The organism is Polyangium fumosum (assembly GCF_005144585.1).
Taxonomy (GTDB): domain Bacteria; phylum Myxococcota_A; class Polyangia; order Polyangiales; family Polyangiaceae; genus Polyangium; species Polyangium fumosum.
Genome location: NZ_SSMQ01000107.1, coordinates 1 through 20884, shown reverse-complemented (window position 1 = coordinate 20884; position 20884 = coordinate 1). Strand labels below are relative to the sequence as shown.

The 20884-nt window shown below is 68.1% G+C and carries 20 protein-coding genes; 13 read left to right on the top strand and 7 right to left on the bottom strand.

What is annotated here, in order from left to right; all coding sequences use genetic code 11:
- Positions 1-116 precede the first annotated feature (116 nt).
- Positions 117-1262 carry a S41 family peptidase gene (locus E8A74_RS48215; RefSeq protein ID WP_170229941.1) on the top strand — a complete coding sequence of 382 codons (1146 nt, stop codon included), beginning with the start codon at positions 117-119 and terminating at the stop codon, positions 1260-1262.
- A 6-nt stretch (positions 1263-1268) separates the two neighbouring features.
- On the opposite strand, the gene E8A74_RS48210 is transcribed toward E8A74_RS48215, so the two are convergent.
- The 3 genes from E8A74_RS48210 to E8A74_RS48200 are packed head-to-tail and all read right to left on the bottom strand — an operon-like array spanning position 1269 to position 3401.
- Positions 1269-1631, bottom strand: a complete 363-nt coding sequence (locus E8A74_RS48210; RefSeq protein ID WP_136935945.1) for a hypothetical protein — start codon at positions 1629-1631, stop codon at positions 1269-1271.
- Between the two features lie 7 nt (positions 1632-1638).
- Positions 1639-2241: a hypothetical protein gene (locus E8A74_RS48205; RefSeq protein ID WP_136935944.1), complete on the bottom strand. Its 603-nt coding sequence runs from the start codon at positions 2239-2241 to the stop codon at positions 1639-1641.
- Positions 2238-3401 (bottom strand): STAS domain-containing protein, encoded by a 1164-nt coding sequence (locus E8A74_RS48200; protein WP_170229940.1) that lies wholly within the window; start codon positions 3399-3401, stop codon positions 2238-2240. Before E8A74_RS48200 ends, E8A74_RS48205 begins: the two co-directional genes overlap by 4 nt.
- 162 nt (positions 3402-3563) lie before the next feature.
- On the opposite strand from E8A74_RS48200, the gene E8A74_RS48195 reads away from it, so the two are divergent.
- Positions 3564-4196 carry a class I SAM-dependent DNA methyltransferase gene (locus E8A74_RS48195; protein ID WP_136935942.1) on the top strand — a complete coding sequence of 211 codons (633 nt, stop codon included), beginning with the start codon at positions 3564-3566 and terminating at the stop codon, positions 4194-4196.
- Here E8A74_RS48195 and E8A74_RS55310 read toward each other — a convergent pair whose 3' ends face one another.
- Entirely contained in the window at positions 4197-5111 is a 915-nt protein-coding gene (locus tag E8A74_RS55310) for an STAS domain-containing protein (RefSeq protein WP_232380076.1), read from the bottom strand.
- Between the two features lie 224 nt (positions 5112-5335).
- On the opposite strand from E8A74_RS55310, the gene E8A74_RS48185 reads away from it, so the two are divergent.
- From E8A74_RS48185 to E8A74_RS48165, 5 genes are all read left to right on the top strand, one after another.
- Complete coding sequence (locus E8A74_RS48185) at positions 5336-6241, top strand: MBL fold metallo-hydrolase (protein WP_136935950.1); 906 nt, start codon at positions 5336-5338, stop codon at positions 6239-6241.
- A 31-nt stretch (positions 6242-6272) separates the two neighbouring features.
- Complete coding sequence (locus E8A74_RS48180) at positions 6273-7604, top strand: sigma-54 interaction domain-containing protein (protein WP_211365629.1); 1332 nt, start codon at positions 6273-6275, stop codon at positions 7602-7604.
- Between the two features lie 147 nt (positions 7605-7751).
- A complete protein-coding gene (locus E8A74_RS48175) occupies positions 7752-8096 on the top strand; it encodes a rhodanese-like domain-containing protein (RefSeq protein ID WP_136935940.1) in 345 nt (114 codons plus the stop codon).
- Between the two features lie 10 nt (positions 8097-8106).
- The gene (locus E8A74_RS48170) at positions 8107-8937 is read left to right on the top strand and encodes a sulfite exporter TauE/SafE family protein (protein WP_136935939.1); all 831 of its coding nucleotides are present in this window, start codon (positions 8107-8109) and stop codon (positions 8935-8937) included.
- Between the two features lie 145 nt (positions 8938-9082).
- A complete protein-coding gene (locus tag E8A74_RS48165; RefSeq protein WP_136935938.1) occupies positions 9083-11482 on the top strand; it encodes a heavy metal translocating P-type ATPase in 2400 nt (799 codons plus the stop codon).
- Between the two features lie 17 nt (positions 11483-11499).
- Here the strand turns inward: E8A74_RS48165 and E8A74_RS55780 are convergent, their stop codons facing one another.
- Positions 11500-11634, bottom strand: coding sequence for a hypothetical protein (locus E8A74_RS55780; RefSeq protein WP_269749945.1), 135 nt, complete (start codon positions 11632-11634; stop codon positions 11500-11502).
- Positions 11635-11653: 19 nt separating this feature from the next.
- On the opposite strand from E8A74_RS55780, the gene ccoN reads away from it, so the two are divergent.
- From ccoN to E8A74_RS48130, 6 genes are all read left to right on the top strand, one after another.
- The gene (ccoN, locus tag E8A74_RS48155) at positions 11654-14044 is read left to right on the top strand and encodes a cytochrome-c oxidase, cbb3-type subunit I (protein ID WP_136935936.1); all 2391 of its coding nucleotides are present in this window, start codon (positions 11654-11656) and stop codon (positions 14042-14044) included.
- A gap of 16 nt (positions 14045-14060) precedes the next feature.
- On the top strand, positions 14061-14276 hold the full coding sequence (locus E8A74_RS48150; RefSeq protein WP_136935935.1) for a hypothetical protein: 216 nt from the start codon (positions 14061-14063) through the stop codon (positions 14274-14276).
- A complete protein-coding gene (locus E8A74_RS48145; RefSeq protein WP_136935934.1) occupies positions 14266-14865 on the top strand; it encodes a cbb3-type cytochrome c oxidase N-terminal domain-containing protein in 600 nt (199 codons plus the stop codon). The genes E8A74_RS48150 and E8A74_RS48145 overlap by 11 nt, the downstream gene beginning before the upstream one ends.
- 45 nt (positions 14866-14910) lie before the next feature.
- Positions 14911-16284, top strand: a complete 1374-nt coding sequence (gene ccoG / locus E8A74_RS48140) for a cytochrome c oxidase accessory protein CcoG (protein WP_136935933.1) — start codon at positions 14911-14913, stop codon at positions 16282-16284.
- Positions 16281-17003, top strand: a complete 723-nt coding sequence (locus E8A74_RS48135) for a sulfite exporter TauE/SafE family protein (protein ID WP_136935932.1) — start codon at positions 16281-16283, stop codon at positions 17001-17003. Before ccoG ends, E8A74_RS48135 begins: the two co-directional genes overlap by 4 nt.
- A gap of 157 nt (positions 17004-17160) precedes the next feature.
- Entirely contained in the window at positions 17161-18438 is a 1278-nt protein-coding gene (locus E8A74_RS48130; protein WP_136935931.1) for an NAD(P)/FAD-dependent oxidoreductase, read from the top strand.
- Positions 18439-18777: 339 nt separating this feature from the next.
- Here the strand turns inward: E8A74_RS48130 and E8A74_RS48125 are convergent, their stop codons facing one another.
- Together E8A74_RS48125 and E8A74_RS48120 are read right to left on the bottom strand one after the other, a co-directional pair.
- Positions 18778-19566 carry an HAD family hydrolase gene (locus tag E8A74_RS48125; protein WP_136935930.1) on the bottom strand — a complete coding sequence of 263 codons (789 nt, stop codon included), beginning with the start codon at positions 19564-19566 and terminating at the stop codon, positions 18778-18780.
- Positions 19567-19614: 48 nt separating this feature from the next.
- Complete coding sequence (locus E8A74_RS48120) at positions 19615-20721, bottom strand: FIST signal transduction protein (protein ID WP_136935929.1); 1107 nt, start codon at positions 20719-20721, stop codon at positions 19615-19617.
- Positions 20722-20884: the final 163 nt, after the last annotated feature.

Genomic DNA, 20884 nt, shown 5'->3' with positions numbered 1-20884 from the left:
CGCTCTCCTCGAAGCGCGAGGGCGTCGAAATCCTGCTCCTCCTTCACGAGGTGCGCTTGGCGTCGTCACCCGAACGGCGGACGATCGTCGGAGTGGATAGAGGAGGAGCTACGCGCATGCAAAGGATGACGGGGATCGGGGTCTTGCCACTTTTGTTCGTCGTGGCCTGCGGGGGCTCGGCCGCCCCGGCCCGGGGATCGATCCTTTCGAGCCCTTCGCCGCAGATGGCCGTGGAGGAGGAGGCCCCGCCCCCCCGCGGTTCCGATGGGCCGGTGACGCCCGCGGAGCGCAATGCCGCGATCGACGCGCTCCTCAAACACCTCGATGCGCGGTACGTGTTTCCCGAGAAAACCAAGCTGGTGCGGGCCGCCGTGGAGGCCCGGCGCAAGCGCGGCGAATACGACAAGTTGACCACGGGGCACGCGCTCGCCGCGGCGCTCACGACGCACGTGAACGAGGTGTTGAAGGACGCGCATTTCCGCGTGCGATACCTGGCCGAGGAGATCCCCGAGGCCGAGCTACAAACGGAGCCGACGGCGGCGGAGCGCGAGCGATTCGAGGCGGAGGGGCTGCGGCTGAACGGCGGGTTCGAGCGGGTGGAGCGTTTGCCCGGGAATATCGGTTATGTGGAGGTGCGCTCCTTCAGTTTCGTCGGGCGCGGGGCGGAGGCCGCGGCTGCGGCGATGCATTTCCTGGCGGAGACGGACGCGCTGATCATCGACGTCCGCCGGAACGGCGGCGGGGATCCGGAGCTCGTGGCCGTGCTGTGCAGCTATTTCTTCGACGGCGCCGTGCACCTCAACGACATCTACGATCGCCCGAAGAACGAGACGCGCCAGTTCTGGACGAGCAGCGTGCCGGGCAAGCGATACCTGGGCAAGGACGTCTACGTGCTCACGAGCCAACGGACGGGATCCGGCGCCGAGGAGTTCGCGTATGACCTCCAGACGCAGAAGCGGGGCGTCATCATCGGCGAGAAGACCTGGGGTGGGGCGAACCCGGGGGACTTTTTGCGCCTCGGGGATCACCTCGCCGCGTTCGTCCCGTCGGGCCGCGCGATCAATCCGATCACGAAGACGAACTGGGAGGGCACGGGCGTCCTGCCCGATATCGCCGTGCCGGCGGAGGACGCGCTGCGGGTGGCGCAGGTGCGCGCGCTGCAGAAGCGGATCGGGGCCGTCTCCGAGCCCGAGCTGAAGAAGTCCCTCGAAGAACGATTGCGCGAGCTTTCGAGCGACGAGCCCGCGAAGCCTCCGCGGTGAGGCGGATCAGGGCGCGCCGCAGGCGAGCCAGTCGGCGAGCTTCATGCGATCGTCGAGCGACGGATCGTCGGGCCCGGGCGGCATCGAGTCGTTCTCCGCGGCGCTCCGCGCGAAGACCCGCGCCCTGTGCCGCTGGACCTGCGATTTCGTATCGAAGATGAACTCCCCCGGCGCGCCGGCGCGATCCGTGGCCGTGGAGGCGTGGCAGCTCTGGCAATGGGCGTTCATGAACGCCGCGCCGAAGTTTTCGTAGGTAAGCTGTGTCCCCTCGGGAGGGCACGCCCAGTCCTCCATGTCCGTGTAGAAGAGGCTACACGCGGCCAAAACGAAGGGGAACGTGGCGAACGCGAGGCGGGGCAGCGGGCGCATCGAATCCTCAGAACAAGGCGAAGTGGGCGCCGAGATTCGCGCCCACGAACCCATACCAGTTCGGCCCGCTCGAATACCCGAGGTAGGCGCCCACGAGCTCGGGGCCGAGGGCCAGCGTGAACTTCGTTCGGCGGAGCAACGTGAAGTCACAGCCGAGGCCGAATTGCACGCCGGCCCGGTGACGAATGCCGGGGCCAATGCCGAGCACCGCGCCGGCCGGCTCTTCGGCGACCGAGGCCATCGATTCCTCGTGTTGGTGGACGAACCCCACGTGGGCCCGCGGATAGACGAGGGGCGTCGCTTGCCACCCCGCCCGGATGCCGAGGGATAAAAACGTGAGCAAGCGCTGATCGACGGTGCCATACCCGAGGCGCCCCTCGGCGAACGGAGTCACCACGCCGAAGAGCCGCAGGCCGACCGCGAAGCCGCCATACCCCGTGACGTCGGTGCGCCAATCGGTCGTGCCGACGGCCGAGGAGACGGCGACGAAGAGCTCCCCGCGTGGAGCAGGCTCCTGCGAAGGCGGGGGCGGGGCTTCTTCGCCTCGCGCGCGGGCAGGGGCGCCGAGGAGGCCCACGAGGGAGACGAGGATGTGCCGAGGGCGCGTCAAAGCGCAGGCCTCCGTGTTCGGGTTTCCAGGCGTCGGATGCAGAAGGCGAGGCCGTGCCGCAAGGTCCCATGGGTGGGAATGCCGGACAGGTCCACGCCGAGCGAGACGAGGGTCTGGGCCACGGTGGGCCGGATGCCCGTGAGAATGCCTTCGGCGCCGAGCAAACGAATGGCGTGGACCATCTGCACGAGGTGATACGCCGTGGCCGTGTCCACGACCTCCACGCCGGTCAGATCGAGAATGGCGAAACGAGCGGAGGCGCGGGAAACGGCGCCGAGCAGGTCATCCATGACCCGCGCGGCGCGGCGGCTGTCCACGACGCCGATCATGGGCAAGGTGAGCACGTTCTCCCAGACCTGGATGATCGGCGTCTCGAGGTCGCGGATCACCGCCTCCTGGCGCTCGATGAGGGCGAGCCGCGCTTCGAGCTCCTCCCGGATGCGCTGGCCCTCGTTCATGTTCTGCGAGATGCCGATCACGCCCGCGAATCCATTCCCGGCGTCGTGGATGGGCAAGTAGACATTGTCCCAGTGGGAGCCGACGATGTGCACGGATTCGCGCCCCGGCGTGCCGTCGAGCGCCGCGCGCATGGGCGGGCTGATGTGGTCGCCGAAGACGTCGAACACGCTTTGCCCGAGGAGCTGCCCCGGCGAGGCCCCGAACGCCGCGAGCGCCTTGCCGTCGTAGAACGTGTAAATGCCGTCCTTGTCCGTGACCCACGCGATGATGTCGAGGTGATCGAGCAGGGCGCGGAGCACGCGCTCGGAGAGGGGTTTTTCCGGGGCCGTCTCCGCCACGCGCACGTGCGCGTGTGCGCTGTCGGCGAGCGAGAGCGTGGCGAAGATTTCGGGCCGCCCCGGCGCGCGCCAGATTTGCCACGTGAGAGCCAGCATGCCGCCGTTGGGTTGTCGCGCGCGGCACATGAAACGCGCGGGCGCGCCGTCGTCCTTGACGAGCCCGAGGGCCTGCGTGAGGGCGAGCGCGTCGTCCGGGTGCGCGTGCTCCGCGACGCGCACCCCCGGCGCGAGCTTTTCGCCCGCGAGCGCGCGGGCAGCGGCGTTCATCGCAATCACCTCGCCCCCAGGGCTCACGATCACGAATGCGCCTGGATACGTACGGAAGAATGCTTCGAAGGGATGCTCGGCTTGTTCCGTCGCCACGGTTCCCCACCTCCGCCAACGATCGACCGTATCAGCCTGGGCGGTCCACGTCGACGCGCGAGCGACGTGGAGTGGCGTCGAAATTTTGTTGTGATGCATCGCGGCGGGGCACCACGCTTCCGACGCGCGCGCGGCCGTGGTAGCGAGCCTGCCCGAGGAACCATGAGCAAGGACGAGATCACCGAGCAGGCCGCGGCCTTCGACGCCATCGGCGAGAAATACGACGAGGTATTCGCGGACAAGCGCGCGCAGGTGGAGGCCACGCGGTGGCTCGCCGAGCGCCTCGCCCCGGGCGATCGGGTGCTCGATGTGGGGTGCGGCAGCGGAGTCCCCACGGCGAAGCTGCTCGCGGAGGTGGGGTTCTCCGTGCATGGCATCGACGTTTCGAAGGAGATGCTGCGCCTCGCGCGGCAGAATGCCCCGGGCGCGACCTTCGAGCAGGCGGACATGATGACCTTTTCGTCCGAGCCCGGCGCGTTCGGCGGGATCGCGGCCTTCTTTTCGCTGCTCATGCTGCGGAAGTCCGACATTCCTGCCGCGCTGCGCAAGATCGCCCGCGCCCTGCGGCCGGGCGGCTACCTCGTGCTTTCGATGGTGGAGGGGGATTTCGACTTTTTAGCGCTGCCCTTCCTCGGCCATGCCGTCCACGTGAGCGCGTATCCGCAAGAAGCGCTGGAGGTCGTCCTGCGGGAGGCGGGGTTCGAGATCCTCGACACGGAGGTGGTGAGCTTCTCGGCGGAGGAGCAGGCCGAGCGGCAGCTTTATTATCGCTGTCGCGTCGCGGCCGCCGTGTAATCAGGCGCGCCCGATCCGCGCGAGGCAGATGCGCAGGCCGTCGCGCAGGCTCCGCGCGGTGGTCAGGCCGCCCAGATCGACCCCCATGAGCGTCAGCGTCTGCGCGACCTGGGGCCCGATGCCCGTGAGCACGCAAAAGGAGCCGAGCAACGAGGCCGCCTGGCTGAGTTTGACGATATGCGCGGCGGTCATCGTGTCGACGACGTCGACGCCCGTCAAATCGATGATGACCCCGCGCGTGCGCCGCTCGCCGATACGACCGAGCAGCCGATCCGTCATGTCCGCCGCCCGCTGGCTATCGATGATCCCCACGATGGGCAGCGTGAGGACGCCGTCCCACAACTCGAGGATGGGCACGCTCATGTCGCGCAGGGCGCTGCGTTGCCGCTCGATGGTCGCGATCTTCTCCATGAGCTCGCGTTGCGTGGCCTCCAGCGCTCGAATGGCGCCTTCGCGCTCCTCGTTCGTGCGTATCTGATCTTCCAGGGTGCGTCGAAGGATCTGCTCGGCCTGCTTGCGCGCGACGATGTCACGGCATGTGCAAATCAGGCCCCCGCTCGGCATGAGCGGGTTCGCGGGCAATCTCGTGAGCGAGATCTCCAGGTCCACCGAATGGCCGGCGCGATGTAGCCCCCGGACCTCGCCCGACCATCTGCCGTGTTCTCCCAAGATGGGAAAGAACTCTCGTTCGATACGTGTCCTCTCGGCGTCGTCGTAGAGCATACGCCATGTCTTGCCGATCAACTCCTCGGGCTCGTAGCCTAACACCATGCCGTGGGCGCGGTTCATGTACCAATAGGTGTCGCCCGCGAGGATGGACAGCCCCTCCATGGACACGTCCATGGCCAGCTTTTGCAGGTCGACTTCGTTCGTGATGGAGACCTCTTCGAGAGGGACGGGTCGAGTGGGGGCCATCAAACATTCCTCCAGGGGCTCGTCCGGGCGCCAGGGTGTCCCGGTCGGAAGTGGCGGATGATACTTGCGCGCCACGCGGAAAACAGGATTTTTGCACACCACGCGCGCAGTCGTGGGGGGGGCGTGTTTCACGGCGTGAAACATGCCCCGCCGGCCCGCTGCTTCCCGGCCTGCCTCCCGCGCTGCATGTGTTGGCCCGCTCCTTGCTTTTACTGCGCGGCGTGATGTTCCACGTCGAGCCCTTCTTCGATCCCGCCACCTTCACGCTGACCTACGTGGTGTACGATCCCGATTCAAAGGACGCCGTCGTCATCGACTCGGTGCTCGATTACGAACCCATGTCCTCCGCGGTCAGCACGGGTTCGGTCGAGCAGGTCGCGGCGTTCCTCGAAAAGAACGGCCTCACGCTGCATTGGTCCCTCGAAACGCACGCCCACGCCGACCATTTGACGGCCGCGCCCTGGCTCAAGAAGCGCTTCGGCGGGCGCATGGCCATCGGCGAGGGGATCCGGGAGGTCCAGAAGGTCTTCAAGACCGTGTTCGACATGCCCGCGACATTCCGCACGGATGGCAGCCAGTTCGACGTGCTCCTCGAGGACGGTCAGGTCATCGAAGCAGGCACGCTGCACATCGAGACGATCGCCACGCCTGGCCACACGCCCGGCTGCGTGTCCTACCACATCGGCGACGCGGTCTTCACCGGGGATGCCCTTTTCATCGAGGATTACGGCACGGGGCGCTGCGATTTTCCGAAGGGCTCGGCCGACGCACTGTATACGTCGGTTCACGACAAACTCTACGCCCTGCCCGACGAGACGCGTATCTTCGTGGGCCACGACTACCAGCCCGGCGGCCGCCCGATGCGCGCCGAGACCACGATCGGCAGGTCCAAGCGGGAGAACGTGCAGCTCCGCGCCGAGACCACGCGCACGGATTTCGTGGCGCTGCGCGATGCGCGGGACGCGACGCTCGCGGCGCCGCGGCTCCTCTGGCAGAGCGTGCAGGTGAACATCGACGCCGGGCGCCTGCCCGCCGAGCATGAAAATGGCGTCCGGTACCTCCGCATCCCGCTGAACCTGCGCAAGCCCGTGGACGACGACGGCACGCGGAGGGACGCGCGAGCGAGCTGAAACACTCGTTGCAACATGATACGTTGCGGGCGTGCCCCGCAAACCTCCCGCTACATCGACGGAGGCCGTGATCGTCGGCGCCCTCGAGGCTGCCTCGGGGGCGGCGCTCGTGCTCGACGAGGATCTCCGGATCGTCCTCTCCACGCCCGCGGCGGCGGAGCTGCTCGGCGTCGACATCCCGCCCCACGCGTCCGCGCCCAAGCTCCTGTGCGGCGAGAACGAGAAGCGCCCCGTGGCCGAGGCGCTTGCGGAGGGGAGGCCCGTGCAGGCCGTTCTCCCGCCGCGCGGGCCCGGCAGGCGCCTCGTGCGCGTGCGCTCGCTCCCCGTGACCCGGGGGCGCGCGCGGGTGGGCACGCTGCTCTTGCTCGACGACGCCGGCGAGTCCTTCAAGGAGGGCGAGGTCCTGTTTCACGGCATGTGGACGCAGGATCCGGCGATGAAAGCGATGTTTCGCGTGCTCGAGCGCGTCGCGGGCGACGACGTGACCGTGCTCGTGCGTGGCGAGACGGGCTCGGGCAAGGAACTCGTGGCGAGCGCCATTCATGAGCTCTCGGGGCGGCGCAAGGGACCGTTTCGAGCTATCAATTGCGCGGCATTGCCTTCCCATTTGCTCGAGAGCGAGCTCTTCGGGCACGCGCGCGGCGCCTTCACCGGCGCGGTCCGCGACACGCCCGGGCACGTGCAGCTCGCCCATCGCGGCACGTTGTTCCTCGACGAGGTCGCGGAGATGCCGCTCGAGCTCCAGGCGAAGCTCCTCCGCGTGGTCGAGACGCGCACCGTCATCCCCGTAGGCGCGCGTGAGCCGATTCCCGTCGACGTGCGGTTCGTCTCGGCCACACACCGCAGCTTGCGCAAAGAGGTCGAGGCGGGCCGATTCCGCGCCGATCTCATGTACCGATTGCGGGTCATTCCGGTCTTCATTCCCTCCTTGCGCGAGAGGCCCGACGACATCCCGCTCCTCGTCGAGAAGTTCATGGAGCAACGAAACGAGGCCAGCCGGCGGCGGATCGAGCGGGTCGCCCCCGCGGCCATGACCATTCTCCGGCGATATGCGTGGCCGGGCAACGTGCGCGAACTGAAGAACGTGCTCGCGTATGCGTATGCGATGGGGGACGGCTCGACGCTCGTGGCCGCGGATTTGCCGCCCGAGCTCGTCGATCCGAACCTCTTCGGCGCCGAGCAGGTCGTGCCCTCCCCGACGCCCGAGGTGAGCGCCGAGCACGCGAACCCCGAGGCGCGCCGGATCCTGGAGGTGCTCGATCGCACCGGAGGCAATCGCCAGCGCGCCGCGCAGATCCTCGGCATGAGCCGCGTCACCTTGTGGCGGAGGATCCGTGAACTCAACCTCGTCGGGACGGCCTGAACGACGTTGCAACATGCGCCTCAGCGTGTTTCACGATGTTTCAAGCGGCGTGCTCCTACCCTGAAAAATAGAAGCATTTGCGCGGGATCCACCTGTAACGGTGTGTGGCACCTCCCTTGCAGTCCTCGGAAGCGAGGAGAGTGCCCCATGTACACGCTGTTCGAGAGGTCCACCCCGAACCCTGCCGGTTATCGTGACGTCACGCCGAGGGACGTCGCCGCGGCGATCCCCGGGTCGCGGGTGATCGACATCCGCGACCCGGACGAGCTCCGCGGCGAGCTCGGCCATGTGGTCGGGGTCGAGAACGTCCCGCTCGCGCGGCTCGACGCGGCGGGCCTTCGCAAAGACGAACCCCTCATTCTCGTTTGCCGCTCCGGTCGCCGCTCGGCGCAGGCCGCGGCGAGCCTCTCGGCCGCGGGGTTCTGCCGTATCATGAACATGACCGGAGGCATGATCGCCTGGAACGAGGCGGGCCTGCCCGTCGAGCGCTGAGGGAGAGGTAATGCTCGCCCTCGGCGCTGCGCTCTCGCTCGTGATTGGTGTCGTCCTCGGCATGCTCGGCGGCGGCGGCGCCATTCTCATGTTGCCCATGCTCGTGTACGTGCTCGACGTCGAGCCGCGGGCCGCCATTGCCACGTCGCTCTTCGTGGTAGGCGTGACCGCGCTCGTGAGCCTCGCCTTCCACGCGCGGCGCGGCCACGTCCGTTATCGTTTCGGCGCGCTGTTCGGCGGCGCGGCGATGGGCGGGGCATTCGTGGGCGGGCGGCTCGCGCATCTCGTCCCCGAGGTGGTCCTCCTCGTCACGTTTGGCGCGACGATGGTGGTGACCGCCGTCGTCATGCTGCGCGGGCGCGGCGAGGCGTCGGCGGAGCGGCGCGACGTCCGCGTGGAGCGCGCCCTTTTGCTCGGCGCGGCCGTGGGGGGGTTTTCGGGCCTCGTCGGCGCGGGCGGTGGGTTTCTCATCGTCCCTGTGCTCGTGCTGTTCGGCGGGCTCGCCATGCGCGAGGCCGTCGCGACCTCGCTGCTCGTCATCACGCTCCAATCCTTCGCCGGATTCGCCGGGCACGTGGCGCACGCCGCGCTCGACCCCGGGCTCGTCGCCGTCGTCGCCTCGTTCGCCGCATTCGGCAGCGTGGCGGGCGCGCTCCTGGGCAAGCATGTATCCGCCGACGCGCTGCGCCGCATTTTCGCGTGGCTCGTCGTGGCCATGGGGCTTTTCATGCTCAGCAAGCAGCTCCCGCTGCCGCTTCTCCTCGTCGTGGCCGCGCTCGCCCTCGGCGTGATCATGCGTCCCTCGGCCGGATCATTCTCCGGTCGTCCCGCCGCAAGATAGCATCCAAATTCACCACGCGCCCCGTACCTCGGGACGCGAAGTGCAGTCTTTGCGCCGATCCGCAGGCGTTGCGCCGAATGCCGCGCGGCTGGAGACGAATCCGCCCATAGTGGACCTGGTACGTAAGTTGCTGACGGTGCCGGCCATGGTTCCAGAATCCCACAACCAAAATTGCCTTCATTGCGGCGGACCGCTGCCCGCGGTTGCCGAGGAGGGGTTTTGTTGCGCGGGTTGTCGCGTCGTCCACGACCTGCTCCGCGAGGAGCGCCTCGAGCGGTATTACACGTTGCGCGGCGAGAAAGGTGAGGCTGTCACGGCAGCGGCCGCGGGCCGGGACCGGAAATGGCTCGAGCCGCTGGAGGCGGAGCTCGCCCGCGCCGAAGGACTGCATCGCGTCGATCTCGACGTCCAGGGGTTGTCATGTGCGGCGTGCGTGTGGCTCATCGAGCAGCTCTTCCGCCGCGAGAACGGCGGCGCGGGCATCGTCGTGAACCCCGCCCTCGGCCGCATCCGCCTCGCGATTTCGAGCGCGTTTCCCCTGCGTCAGTTCGTCTCGCGGGTCGAGTCGTGCGGGTATCTCTTGGGGCCGAAGCTGAAGAGCGAGGAGAGTCCCTCGAATGGGCTGCTCCTGCGGATGGGGATCGCCGTCGCGCTCGCGATGAATGGGATGATCCTGGCGATCAGCGTGTATGCGGGCCTCTCGGAGGGGCCGCTCCACCGGCTCTTCCTCGCGCTCTCGTTCGGGCTCGCCACGGCGAGCGTGCTCATTGGTGGGTCGTATTTCGGGAAGACGGCCCTTGCGGGCCTGCGTCGCGGCGTGTTGCACCTCGATTTGCCGATCGCGCTCGGCATTCTCCTGGCGTATGCGTCCTCCACGTGGGGGTGGCTCGCGCACGGGCTCACGACGTATTTCGACACGCTCACTGTGTTCGTCGCCCTCATGCTCATCGGCCGCTTCCTCCAGATGCACCTCATCGAGCGCAACCAGAAGCGCCTGCTTCAAAGCGACGGCGCGGAGGGCCTTTATACGCGCAGGCTCGAAGGCGACACGGTGGTATTGCGGCGCGCCGTGGAGATCCGAAACGGCGATACGCTCGTACTCGCGCCCGGCGACGTCGTCCCGGTCCCGGCGGTGATGCTTGGTCAGGACGACGCATCGTTTTCCCTCGACTGGGTGAACGGCGAGAGCACGCCGCGCGTGTTCCCTCCCGGCGCGATCGTCCCCGCCGGCGCATTTCTTTCAGGAGCGCGCGCTCTGACTTTGCGCGCCGACACCGATTTCGCCGCCGGCAGCCTCGTCGATCTGCTCCGCGCCGCGCCCGGCGGCGGCAAAGACGAGCGCGGTGCGGCTTTCTGGCGCACGTTCGCGCGGGTGTACGTCGCGGCCGTGCTCGTGATTGCGGCGCTCGCGCTCGGCATCGGGTATTTCGCCACGCACGACGCGCGCGCCGCGCTCGAACGCGTGACCGCCGTTTTGATCGTCACGTGCCCCTGCGCCTTCGGGATCGCCACGCCGCTCGCGTACGAGCTCGTGGGCGCGAGGCTCCGCCGGGCCGGCCTTTTCGTACGATCGGGGAGTTTTCTCGATCGCGCCGCGCTCGTTCGTACAGTCGTCTTCGACAAGACGGGCACGTTGACCACCGGAAAGCTCCGGATCGAGGACACGGCTCCGGCCGCCGGGCTTTCGCTCGAGGAAAAACGAATCCTCAAGAACCTCGCGGCGCGCAGCACGCACCCGAAGAGCGCCGCGCTTGCGCAGGCTCTCGGCACGGATGGGTTCGTCGCCGCGCTCGACACGCGGGAGGTCACGGGCCGCGGGGTCGAGGCCGAATACAACGGTCATCTTTATCGGCTCGGCGCGAGCGCGTGGATCGACCCGGCCGCGCAGGAAGGCGACGCCGACGTGGCGTTCGGCGTGAATGGGCGGATCTTGGCCGCGTTCCACACCGTCGAGGGTCTCCGCCCCGACGCGGCCGCCGAAATCCGCGCGCTCCGCGCCATGGGCTACGATGTCGGCATTCTGAGCGGCGATCTCGACGAGCGCGCCCTGCGCGTCGCCGCGGCGTGCGGCATCGCGCCTGCAAAAACCGTCGGCAGCAAGAGCGCCGAGGCGAAGGCGCAATGGGTGCGCGAGCACGACCGCGGGGATCTCCTCTTCCTCGGCGACGGCATCAATGACGCACTCGTCGCGACCGAGGCCACGGTGAGCGGCACGCCCGCCATCGATCGACCCTTCCTCGCGGCCCGGACCGACTTTTATTTCGTCACGCCGGGCCTCGCGCCTGTGCGCATTGCGCTCGCCTCGGCGCAACGTTTGCGCCGCGTGCTCGGAATGACGCTTACGGTCGCGCTCGCTTACAACGTCGTGACCGTGGGCCTCTCGTGCGCGGGGTTCATGACTCCGCTGCTCTGCGCGGTGCTGATGCCGCTCTCGTCGCTCAGCACCATCCTCGCGGTCCTGTTTTTGCTTGGTGAAAAGGCAGAGGTCGCGAAGCCCGCGGCCTGTTCATTACCTCCGCCGGAGGCGCGCCTCCGGACGGCTTGACCATGGATGCGATATACCTACAGATCTTCGTGAGCTTCCTGCTCGTCCTGGGCTCGATATTGCTCTTCGCCTACAGCGCACGCCAGCGCGACGATGAGCACGCCGATCGGCTCGCACTCCTGCCGATCGAGGACGAGAAGACCAGACCTCATACCAGAGGAGAGGAACGTCATGTCGGCTTCGGCCAAACTCGCTGAACCCTCGATCGAGGCGGCGAGCCCTTCTCGTGCGAACGTCCAGACACGGACGATCACCTACGACGACCAGATCGCGCGCTGGTTCGTCTTCGCTTCGGTCGCGTGGGGGATCGTGGCCATGCTCGCGGGCGCGTTCGCTGCCTTGCAGCTCGCGTTTTTCAAGGCGAACGTCCTGCCGATCCTCTCGTACGGCAGGCTTCGGCCGCTGCACACGAACGCGGCCATCTTCGCGTTCGTCGGCAACATGATGTTCGCCGGCGTGTATTACTCGACGCAGCGCCTCGTAAAGGCGACGCTGGCCTCGAAGCTCCTCGGCCGCATCCATTTCTGGGGCTGGCAGGGGATCATCGTCGCCGCGGCCGTCACGCTGCCGCTCGGCATCACGCAGGCCAAGGAGTACGCCGAGCTCGAATGGCCGGTCGATCTCGCGATTGCAGCCGTCTGGATCGTCTTCGCCGTGAATTTCTTCTGGACGCTGGCGAAGCGGGCCGAAAAACAGCTCTACGTCGCGATCTGGTTCTACATCGCGACGATCGTCACCGTGGCGGTCCTGCACGTCGTCAATGCGCTCTCGATCCCCGTCTCGCTCCTCAAGAGTTACTCGGTCTTCGGCGGGGCCCAGGACGCGCTCGTGCAATGGTGGTATGGGCACAACGCGGTCGCGTTTTTCCTGACCACCCCGATCCTGGGGATCATGTATTACTTCCTCCCCAAGGCGGCCGAGCGACCGGTCTACAGCTACCGGCTCAGCATCATCCATTTCTGGGCCCTCGTCTTCGTGTACATCTGGGCCGGGCCGCATCACCTGCTCAACACGGCGTTGCCCGACTGGGCGCAGACGCTCGGTATGCTCTTCAGCCTCATGCTCTGGGCGCCGAGCTGGGGCGGCATGCTCAATGGCCTGCTCACGCTCCGCGGCGCGTGGAGCAAGGTGCGCGAGGATCCGGTCCTCAAGTTCTTCGCGGCCGGCGTCACGTTCTACGGGATGGCCACGTTCGAAGGCCCGCTGCTCTCGATCAAGAGCGTCTCGTCGCTCGCCCATTACACCGACTGGATCGTCGGCCACGTGCACGGCGGCGCGCTCGGCTGGAACGGCTTCATGGCTGCCGGTATGTTCTACTGGATGGTGCCCCGCCTTTTCGGCACGAAGCTCCATTCGCGCCGCGCCGCGGAGATCCATTTCTACATCGGCACCGTGGGCATCCTCCTCTACATCATCGCGATGTGGGTCAGCGGTATCACGCAGGGCATGATGTGGCGCGCCGTGGATGCGCAGGGCAACCTGATGTATCCGAGCTTCGTCGAGACGCTCCTCGCGATCCGGCCGATGTACTGGATGCGCCTCTTCGGAGGGACGCTGTATCTCGCCGGTATGGTCATGATGGCCTGGAACCTCTACATGACCGCGAAGAGCGGCAGGGCCACGGACGGCGAGGCCGAGGTGGTCGTCGAAATCGAGTCGACGAAGGAGATCGACTGGAAGCGTATCGTCTTCGGGCCGCCCGTGGTGATCGCGGCCGTGTGCCTCGTGCTCCTCTTCGCCATTGCCTTCACGAACCCCGTGGGGACGGCGGGTCTCCTCCTGCTCGCGGGGATCGTCGGGTTCACGGGGATCTTCGTCCTGACGCTGATGAAGAGCCCCAACAAGCCCACATGGCACGCGATCCTGGAGGGGCGCGCGCTGATCTTCACGGTGCTGACCGTTCTCGCGGTGCTCGTCGGCGGCGTGGCGGAGATCGTGCCGTCGATCATCCTCCAGCAGACGGACGCCGAGGTCGCGAAGAAGACGAACGCGCCGTATCGCGCGCTCGAGCTCGAGGGCCGCGACGTGTACATCAGGGAGGGCTGCTATACCTGCCATTCGCAGATGATCCGGCCGTTCCGGTTCGAGACGTCGCGGTATGGCGAGGTCTCGACGCTCGACGATTCTCGCTGGGATCACCCCTTCCAGTGGGGGTCGAAGCGCACGGGGCCGGACCTCGCGCGGCTCGGCGGCAAGTATCCGAATGCGTGGCACTGGCAGCACATGCTCGATCCGCGCTCGATCTCGCCCGGCTCGAACATGCCCTCGTACGCGCATCTCGAACACGGCCGCGTCGATTTCGCGGGCATCGAGAACAAGCTCCGCGCCATGCGCAGCCTGGGCGTGCCCTACACGCCCGACGAGATCGCAGGCGCGCCGGCCGACGCAGAGAAGCAGGCCGCGGAGATCGTGCGGGACCTCGAGACGCAGGGGATCGCCGCGAATCCGTCGAGCGAGCTCGTCGCGATCACGGCATATCTCCAGCGCATCGGCAAGAACCCGCCGCCGCCCCCGCCGCCGGCCGCGCCGGTGCCCGTGACGATGACCAACGAGGCCCGTTGAAAGGCAGGAGGGGTCCGTGAAACAAGCATTCCTCGCTCCCATTGCGCAGAGCCCGCTGCTCCTCTTGCCGCTCTCCGCGCTGCTCCTGTTCCTCGTGGTCTTCGCGGCCTGGGTGATCCGCACCTATTCGAAGCGCCCCGAGGCCTATGCCGAGATCGCCGCGCTGCCGCTGCACGACGACGCCGGGCAGCGCCGCGTCGATCAACGTACGGAGGTGACCCATGTCGACTGAACGACACGTCACGACGAAAGAAGCCCCGCCGCCCGACTCGGGGGAGGGGATCGTTCACGAATACGATGGAATCCTGGAGGCCGACAACCACCTGCCGCGCTGGTGGCTGATGACGCTTTACGGCGCCATTGCCTTCAGCGCCCTGTACTGGCTGGGGTACGAGGCGTTCAAGGCGCTGCCTTCGCCGCGCGAGGCGTATGCGATCGAGCAGGCGAAGGCCGCGGCCGCGGAGGCCGTGAAGCTCAAGGCCATGGGCGCGGCGAGCGACGAGAACCTCGTGGCGATGGCGAAGAACGCGGCCGCCGCGTCCGAAGGGAAGGAGGTTTTTACGAAAAACTGCGTGAGCTGCCACGCCGCGAACGGCGGCGGCGGCATTGGCCCGAACCTCACGGATGGGGCCTGGCTGCACGGCGGCAAGCCCATGCAGGTGTACGCGACGATCAAGGATGGTTACGTGAAAGGCGGGATGCCCGCGTGGGGCGCGCTCATCGGGGAAGAGCGCGTCCGCCTCGCGGCCGCCTACGTGATCTCGATCAAAGGTACGAACGTCCCGGGGGGCAAGGCGCCTCAGGGCGCGCCGGAGCTGTAAATGTCACGCGTCCATTTGCCGGTGCTGTCGTCCGAGGGTGGGGAGATGCAAAGCTCCCTGCGCGCGGACGGCTCGCGAAACTGGGTCCAGCCTGCCGACGTGCGCGGGCGCTTCGCTCGCGCCCGGAAGGCCGTGTTCCTGCTTCTCGTCGTGGCCTGGGCCCTCGTGCCCTGGGTGCGCATCGATGGCCGGCCCGCGCTCATGCTCGACGTCGAGCACCGCCAATTTTTCCTGTTCGGCGCGACGTTCAATGCACAGGACCTGTGGTTGCTGTTTTTCCTCCTCACGGGCGTCGGGTTCTTGCTGGTCTTCTTGACGTCGCTCCTCGGCCGCGTGTGGTGCGGCTGGGCTTGCCCGCAGACCGTGTTCCTCGAAGGGCTCTTCCGCCCCGTCGAGCGGCTCATCGAGGGCCCGCGCGATATGCGCATTCGCCGCGACAAGGGGCCCTGGAACGCCGACAAGAGCCTCCGGAAGGTGGGAAAACACGTCGCGTTCGTGGTCCTCGCGGCGTTCGTGGCGCACGTGTTCGTGGGGTATTTCGTGAGCTTGCCGCGGCTCTTCGCCATGATGAGGAGCCGGCCTGCCGAGCACCCCGAGGCTTTCGCCTGGGCCGCGGCCCTCACGGCCGTGTTTTATGGCAACTTCGCACGCTTCCGCGAGCAGCTCTGCATCGGCCTCTGCCCCTACGGGCGCATGCAATCGGTGCTGATCGACCAGGACTCGCTCGTCGTCGGGTATGACAAGAAGCGGGGCGAGCCGCGTGGGAAGGCTTCGGATCCCGAGGCGGGCGCGTGCGTCGATTGCAAGCGTTGCATCGCCGTCTGCCCCACGGGCATCGACATTCGCAACGGCCTGCAGCTCGATTGCATTGCCTGCACGTCCTGCATCGACGCCTGCGACGAGGTCATGGACAAGCTCGGGCGGCCCCGTGGGCTCGTGCGGTACGATTCGCTGAAGGGCCTCGCGGGCGGGAAGGCGCGCATCTTGCGGCCGCGCGTGTGGCTTTACCTCGCGCTCGGCCTCGTGGGCCTCGTGTCGGCGACGGTCGCGACGCGGACGCGCGCCACGTTCGAGGCGAATCTCCTCCGCGTGCCCGGAATGCCGTTCGTGCTCGACGGCGACGAGGTGCGGAACGCATTCACGATCCACCTCGTGAACAAGCGGCCGGACGCGGCCACGTTCGAGGTGGAGCCCGAGCCCGAGCCGGGCCTTTCATGGGTCGTCCCGATGGGGGAGCCGACGGTCGGCGGCCTCGCAGGCATTTCGCTGCCGGTCACGGTGACGGCGAAACGCGCCGCGTTGAAGGGCAACGTGCCCATTCGAATTCGCGTGCGGGGCCCCGAGGGCGAGCGGGTGGTGGAGGGGACGTTCGTCGGGCCGACCGCGGGGGTCGGCACATCGGAGGGAGGTGCGCCATGAGCGTGTGGATCTCGCTCGGGACGGCGGCCGCGATCGGCGCGACGAGCGGCGTGCATTGCGCGGCGATGTGTGGCCCGATCGCTGCGGTCGGTGCGAGCCGGGGAGGGCGCCTCGACGCGCGGCGGGCCTTCGGATATCTGGGTGGGCGGGCCCTCGGCTATGCGGCGCTCGGGGGGGGCGCGGGGGCGCTCGGCGCGCCGTTCGCCGCGGGCTCGGCCGGGAACGTGGTGCGGCTCGTGCTGGCGATCCTGGTGGCAGGGGCGCTCGTGATTCGGGCGATCGTGCTCATGCGGCCCACGGCGAGCGAACAACGGATCAAGCTGGGACGCGGGCCGCGGGAAGCGAAGTTTTTTCAAAAAATCGCGCGGCACGTGCCGCGGCGCGGAGTGGGGCTCGGCCTCGCGACGGCGCTTTTTCCGTGCGGAGCGCTCTTCGCGGGCGTCGTCGCCGCGTCGTCCGCGGGCTCGGGCCCTTTGGGCGCCGCCATGATGCTCGTATTTGCCGCGGCGAGCGCGCCGCTCTTGATGCTGCCGGCAGCCCTGTCGGCGAACGTGGCGGCGCGGGTCTCCGGTCGTTTCGCGAGGAACGTCGGGGCGCTCGCGCTCGTCGCGGCGGCGGCCTGGGTGATGACGCCGCCGATCCGAGCCATGCTGGGGCCCGCGCAGGCACCCGCGTGTTGTGCATCCGCTGCGGGCGTTCCCGCGCATCACGCACCCTGAAACGTCGTGAAACATTCGTGAAACGGGGCTGGGGCGTGCCGGGCCTACGGTTTTTCGCGTCGCGCGCGCGCTGAAGCACTGGCGCGTGGAGCGCGTGGTGGCATCTTGTTTGCTTGGGTCCCGGACGAACCGAACCCCCTTGGAATGAGGAAACGAGATGGCCACGACCACGCCCGCACCGTCCACGAAAACAAGCCTCCCGCGATCCGAGGCCGCCGCGACTCCGGAGCTTGGGCGCGCGCGCGTCGTCGTCATCGGCGGCGGCACGGCCGGCATCTCCGTGGCCGCGCGGCTCGCGCGCGCCGGCGTGGAGAACATCGCGATCATCGAGCCCTCCGAAAAACACTATTACCAGCCTCTCTGGACGCTGGTCGGCGCCGGCATCGTGAGCGCGGACGTATCGGAGCGCGACGAGGCCGCCTACATCCCCGAAGGGGTCCGCTGGATCAAGGATTTCGCGGAGGAGATCGATCCGGTGGCGCAAACGGTGCACGTCCGCGGGGGCGGGCGGATCGGCTACGATTTCCTGGTCGTCGCCCCGGGCATCCAGCTCGATTGGGACGCCGTCCCCGGATTGCGGGAAGCGCTGAAGACGGAGAGCGTGTCGAGCAATTACGATTTCCGCCTCGCGCCGAAGACGTGGCGCCTCATCGAGTCCTTCCGCGGCGGCGGGACGGCGCTCTTCACGCACCCCACGGGGCCGATCAAATGCGCAGGCGCGCCGCAGAAGATCGCATATCTCGCCTGTGATCACTGGCGCAAGACGGGCGTGCTCGAGCGGTCGAGCGTGATCCTCGGCTCGGGGCAAAAAGCGATCTTCGGCGTCGCGGAGTACCGCGCCGTGCTCGAGCAGGTCGTCGCGCGTTACGGCATCCAGACGAAATTCGATCGCAACCTGGTCGAGGTGCATCCAGACCGGAAGGAGGCCGTCTTCGCGGTCGTCGGGGCTCCGGCGGGCACGCGAGAGACGATTCGATACGACATGATGCACGCCGTGCCGCCGCAGAGCGCGCCCGATTTCATCAAGCGGAGCCCGATCGCGCACAAAGACGGACCGAACAAAGGCTGGGCCAAGGCCGACAAGCACACGATGCAGAACCCCGAGTACCCGAACATCTTCGCGCTCGGCGACGCCTCGGAGCTGCCGACCTCGCGCACGGGCGCAGCCATTCGCAAGGAAGCACCGGTCCTCGTGGAGAACCTGCTCGCCGTCATGAACGACAAGGAGCCCACGGCAAAATACGACGGTTATGCCTCGTGCCCCCTCGTGACGTCCTACGACTCGATGCTGCTCGCCGAGTTCGATTACACCGGCAAACCCACGCCATCGATCCCCGTCATCGACACGATGAAGGAGCGCTACGACATGTACCTGCTCAAGCGGTACGGGCTGCCCTGGATGTACTGGAACCTGATGCTCCGCGGTCTGTCCTGACCGAGGCGTTGCGCTGGGGCTTTGCCCCAGGCCCCACCCGGGGCTGTCCGCCCCGGGACCCGGACCAGCGCAAGCGCTGGACTCGGGGTCGATGAACTGCGCTCCGCGCAGTTCATCGAACAGCCAGGGTCAAGACCACAAGCGACCCTGCCAACCAAGGCCGCAGTGCTGCAGGTTCAACGAGCAGCGTGCCCGCCGCTTGAAACCCACCCCGATGGTCTTGCCACCGGCCCGTTGGAAGAACTGCGCATTGCGCAGTTCTTCCACCTTCGGTCCAGGCCGTGCCTGGTCCGGGTCGAGGGGCGGATAGCCCCCGCGGGGTCCGGGGCAGAGCCCCGGTCACGCCGCCTTCCTGATGCGCGCGAGTGTCCCCCGCGCGAGTGCGTCTCGATCCACCTCGTCGAGTGACTCCACCACGAGGTCCGCCCCCGCCGCCTGCAAAAGCTCGGCGTCCCCGAGCCGCGCCACCCCGAGCGCTTGCATCCCGCCGGCCTTCGCTGCCTGCACGCCTGACGTCGCGTCTTCCACCACGAGTGCTGCCTCGGGCCGCACGCCGAGCTCTGCTGCGGCCCCGAGGAAGATGTCCGGGGACGGTTTGCCCCGTGGGAACGTCCGGCCGCAGACGTTCGCGTCGAAGAGGTCGACCAGCGTCGTGCCGGGCTCTTTGCCGAGTGGATCTGGACGGAGGCCCGGCATCGGCTCGGGCACCACGATCCGCGCGAGCAGCTCGTTTGCGTTCTTCGACGACGAGGCCACTGCCATCGGCAAACCCATGTCGCGCACGGCGAGCACGAAGCGCAGCGCGTCCGGGAAGGCCTGGAATGCGCCTTCCTGGATGAGGCCCAGGATCTTCGCTTGCTTCGCCGCTGCGTACTCCGTGGCGTGGACTGCGGCGTCGGGGACCCCGAAGTACTCGAGCGCTGCGCGGGCCCCGTCCTCGCGGGGTTTGCCCGCGACGAGCTTTTGGTAGACCGCCGTGTCGAAGCGCGCGGGCGTGTACAGCGACTGCGCGGCGAGCGCCTTCCAGGGGCCTCGCATGAGCTCGTCCAAGGTCTCTCGCCAGGCGCGCTCGTGCGGCGAATCGACGAGCACGCCATCCACGTCGAAGAGGATCCCCGCGAACGCCATGCGGGGACAGATGGAGCCCCGACGGGCGCGCCGGAAGCCCTGCGGCGCTCAGCCGAAGAGGAGCATCGTGGCCGTCTGGTTGACGTGGCCGACGAACTGCTCGCCGTACGTGCTGAACAAGGCCGTCGGGATGCCCTCGAAGATCGCGCCGTACGGATCGAGGAGGCCTCGGGCTTCGATCTCCAGCGTGCGCAGGACGCAGTCGAAGCCGACGAGCGCCGACGCGCCGCCGAGCTCCTCGCGGGCCGCCGTCAGCGCGCGGCGCGTGTCCTCCACGATGTCGCTCGCTTCGAGCACCGTGAGGACCGTGCCTTCGGGCACCTCGCAGTAAAACACCACGCTCTCGCCGCGGAGCTGCTGGGGGCTCCGGACGAACGGTTCGTCGCCGACCATCAGGCCGAGCGGGTGGCGCTGGAAGTGGCCTGCGAGCTCGTTCATCGGGATCCCGAGCACCTCGGCGTACCGGACGGCCGCGGGTTTGCCGTCGAACGTATACACGACCCGCGCGGCCTCGTCGCAGGCCGTCACGCAGAGCGCGCGATCGAGCGGACGGAAGCTCTGCGTCTTGATCGCGCGGAACGGCACGGCGGGCTCGAGCAGGAGCAGGACTGCCGCGTTCGTGTACGCGGTGCCGTCCTTCGCGACCCACGTCGAGGCGAAGGTGAGATCGTCGCCGGCCGAGCCGCCGAGGATCGGGATGTCCGTGAGATCGCCGAGCCGATCCATCAGGCGATCCTCGGCCATGCTGAGCCCGTCGACGAGCAGGAGGCCCACGTGCCGCGTGGGGTCCAGGCGCGCGAGCGGGCGACCGACGTGTGCTTCGAGCGGCGCGAGCGCGGCCTTCACGTCGGCGCGCCCGCGCAGATCCTCGATCACGGCGACGGCCGCGTCCCGCACGATCTCTGCGCCGAGCGCCATCGCGACGACCGAGCCCTTGCGCCACGCGCGCCCCTCGCGCTCGCCGGCCGTCGTGCAGCCGACCACGATCGCGCCGGGAAACGCGCGCTGCATCGCCTCGGCGAGCGCGCGCGGATCCCGCGGGCCGCCGGCGAAATAAAGGACCACCACGGGCTCGACGGACGAAAGCTCTGCGCGCATGCGGCGCGCGACGTCCTCTGCGCCGATCTCGGTCGCATGAGCGGTTCGAACGGGCACGTTGACAATCCTCCCTGCGTGCTCTCGATGAAGATGGCTAGAGCGCCGACCCGTTCGGCGCTCTGCGAGATCGCGAAGCGAGCTCGCCTCGGGGGGTGAATCGACCGGGCTTTGCCCGGGCGAGAGGGGGACGCGAGGCGTCCCCCTCGGGACCAAAGAGCTA

What these genes read in the sequence shown, in the direction of transcription:
- ccoN (WP_136935936.1), top strand. Translation starts at nt 11,654, where the DNA reads ATGTCGGCTTCGGCCAAACTCGCTGAACCCTCGATCGAGGCGGCGAGC.
- E8A74_RS55780 (WP_269749945.1), bottom strand. Translation starts at nt 11,634, where the DNA reads ATGAGGTCTGGTCTTCTCGTCCTCGATCGGCAGGAGTGCGAGCCGATC.
- E8A74_RS48195 (WP_136935942.1), top strand. Translation starts at nt 3,564, where the DNA reads ATGAGCAAGGACGAGATCACCGAGCAGGCCGCGGCCTTCGACGCCATC.
- E8A74_RS48175 (WP_136935940.1), top strand. Translation starts at nt 7,752, where the DNA reads ATGTACACGCTGTTCGAGAGGTCCACCCCGAACCCTGCCGGTTATCGT.
- E8A74_RS55310 (WP_232380076.1), bottom strand. Translation starts at nt 5,111, where the DNA reads ATGGCCCCCACTCGACCCGTCCCTCTCGAAGAGGTCTCCATCACGAAC.
- E8A74_RS48170 (WP_136935939.1), top strand. Translation starts at nt 8,107, where the DNA reads ATGCTCGCCCTCGGCGCTGCGCTCTCGCTCGTGATTGGTGTCGTCCTC.
- E8A74_RS48165 (WP_136935938.1), top strand. Translation starts at nt 9,083, where the DNA reads ATGGTTCCAGAATCCCACAACCAAAATTGCCTTCATTGCGGCGGACCG.
- E8A74_RS48145 (WP_136935934.1), top strand. Translation starts at nt 14,266, where the DNA reads ATGTCGACTGAACGACACGTCACGACGAAAGAAGCCCCGCCGCCCGAC.
- E8A74_RS48185 (WP_136935950.1), top strand. Translation starts at nt 5,336, where the DNA reads ATGTTCCACGTCGAGCCCTTCTTCGATCCCGCCACCTTCACGCTGACC.
- E8A74_RS48135 (WP_136935932.1), top strand. Translation starts at nt 16,281, where the DNA reads ATGAGCGTGTGGATCTCGCTCGGGACGGCGGCCGCGATCGGCGCGACG.
- E8A74_RS48130 (WP_136935931.1), top strand. Translation starts at nt 17,161, where the DNA reads ATGGCCACGACCACGCCCGCACCGTCCACGAAAACAAGCCTCCCGCGA.
- E8A74_RS48125 (WP_136935930.1), bottom strand. Translation starts at nt 19,566, where the DNA reads ATGGCGTTCGCGGGGATCCTCTTCGACGTGGATGGCGTGCTCGTCGAT.
- E8A74_RS48210 (WP_136935945.1), bottom strand. Translation starts at nt 1,631, where the DNA reads ATGCGCCCGCTGCCCCGCCTCGCGTTCGCCACGTTCCCCTTCGTTTTG.
- ccoG (WP_136935933.1), top strand. Translation starts at nt 14,911, where the DNA reads ATGCAAAGCTCCCTGCGCGCGGACGGCTCGCGAAACTGGGTCCAGCCT.
- E8A74_RS48215 (WP_170229941.1), top strand. Translation starts at nt 117, where the DNA reads ATGCAAAGGATGACGGGGATCGGGGTCTTGCCACTTTTGTTCGTCGTG.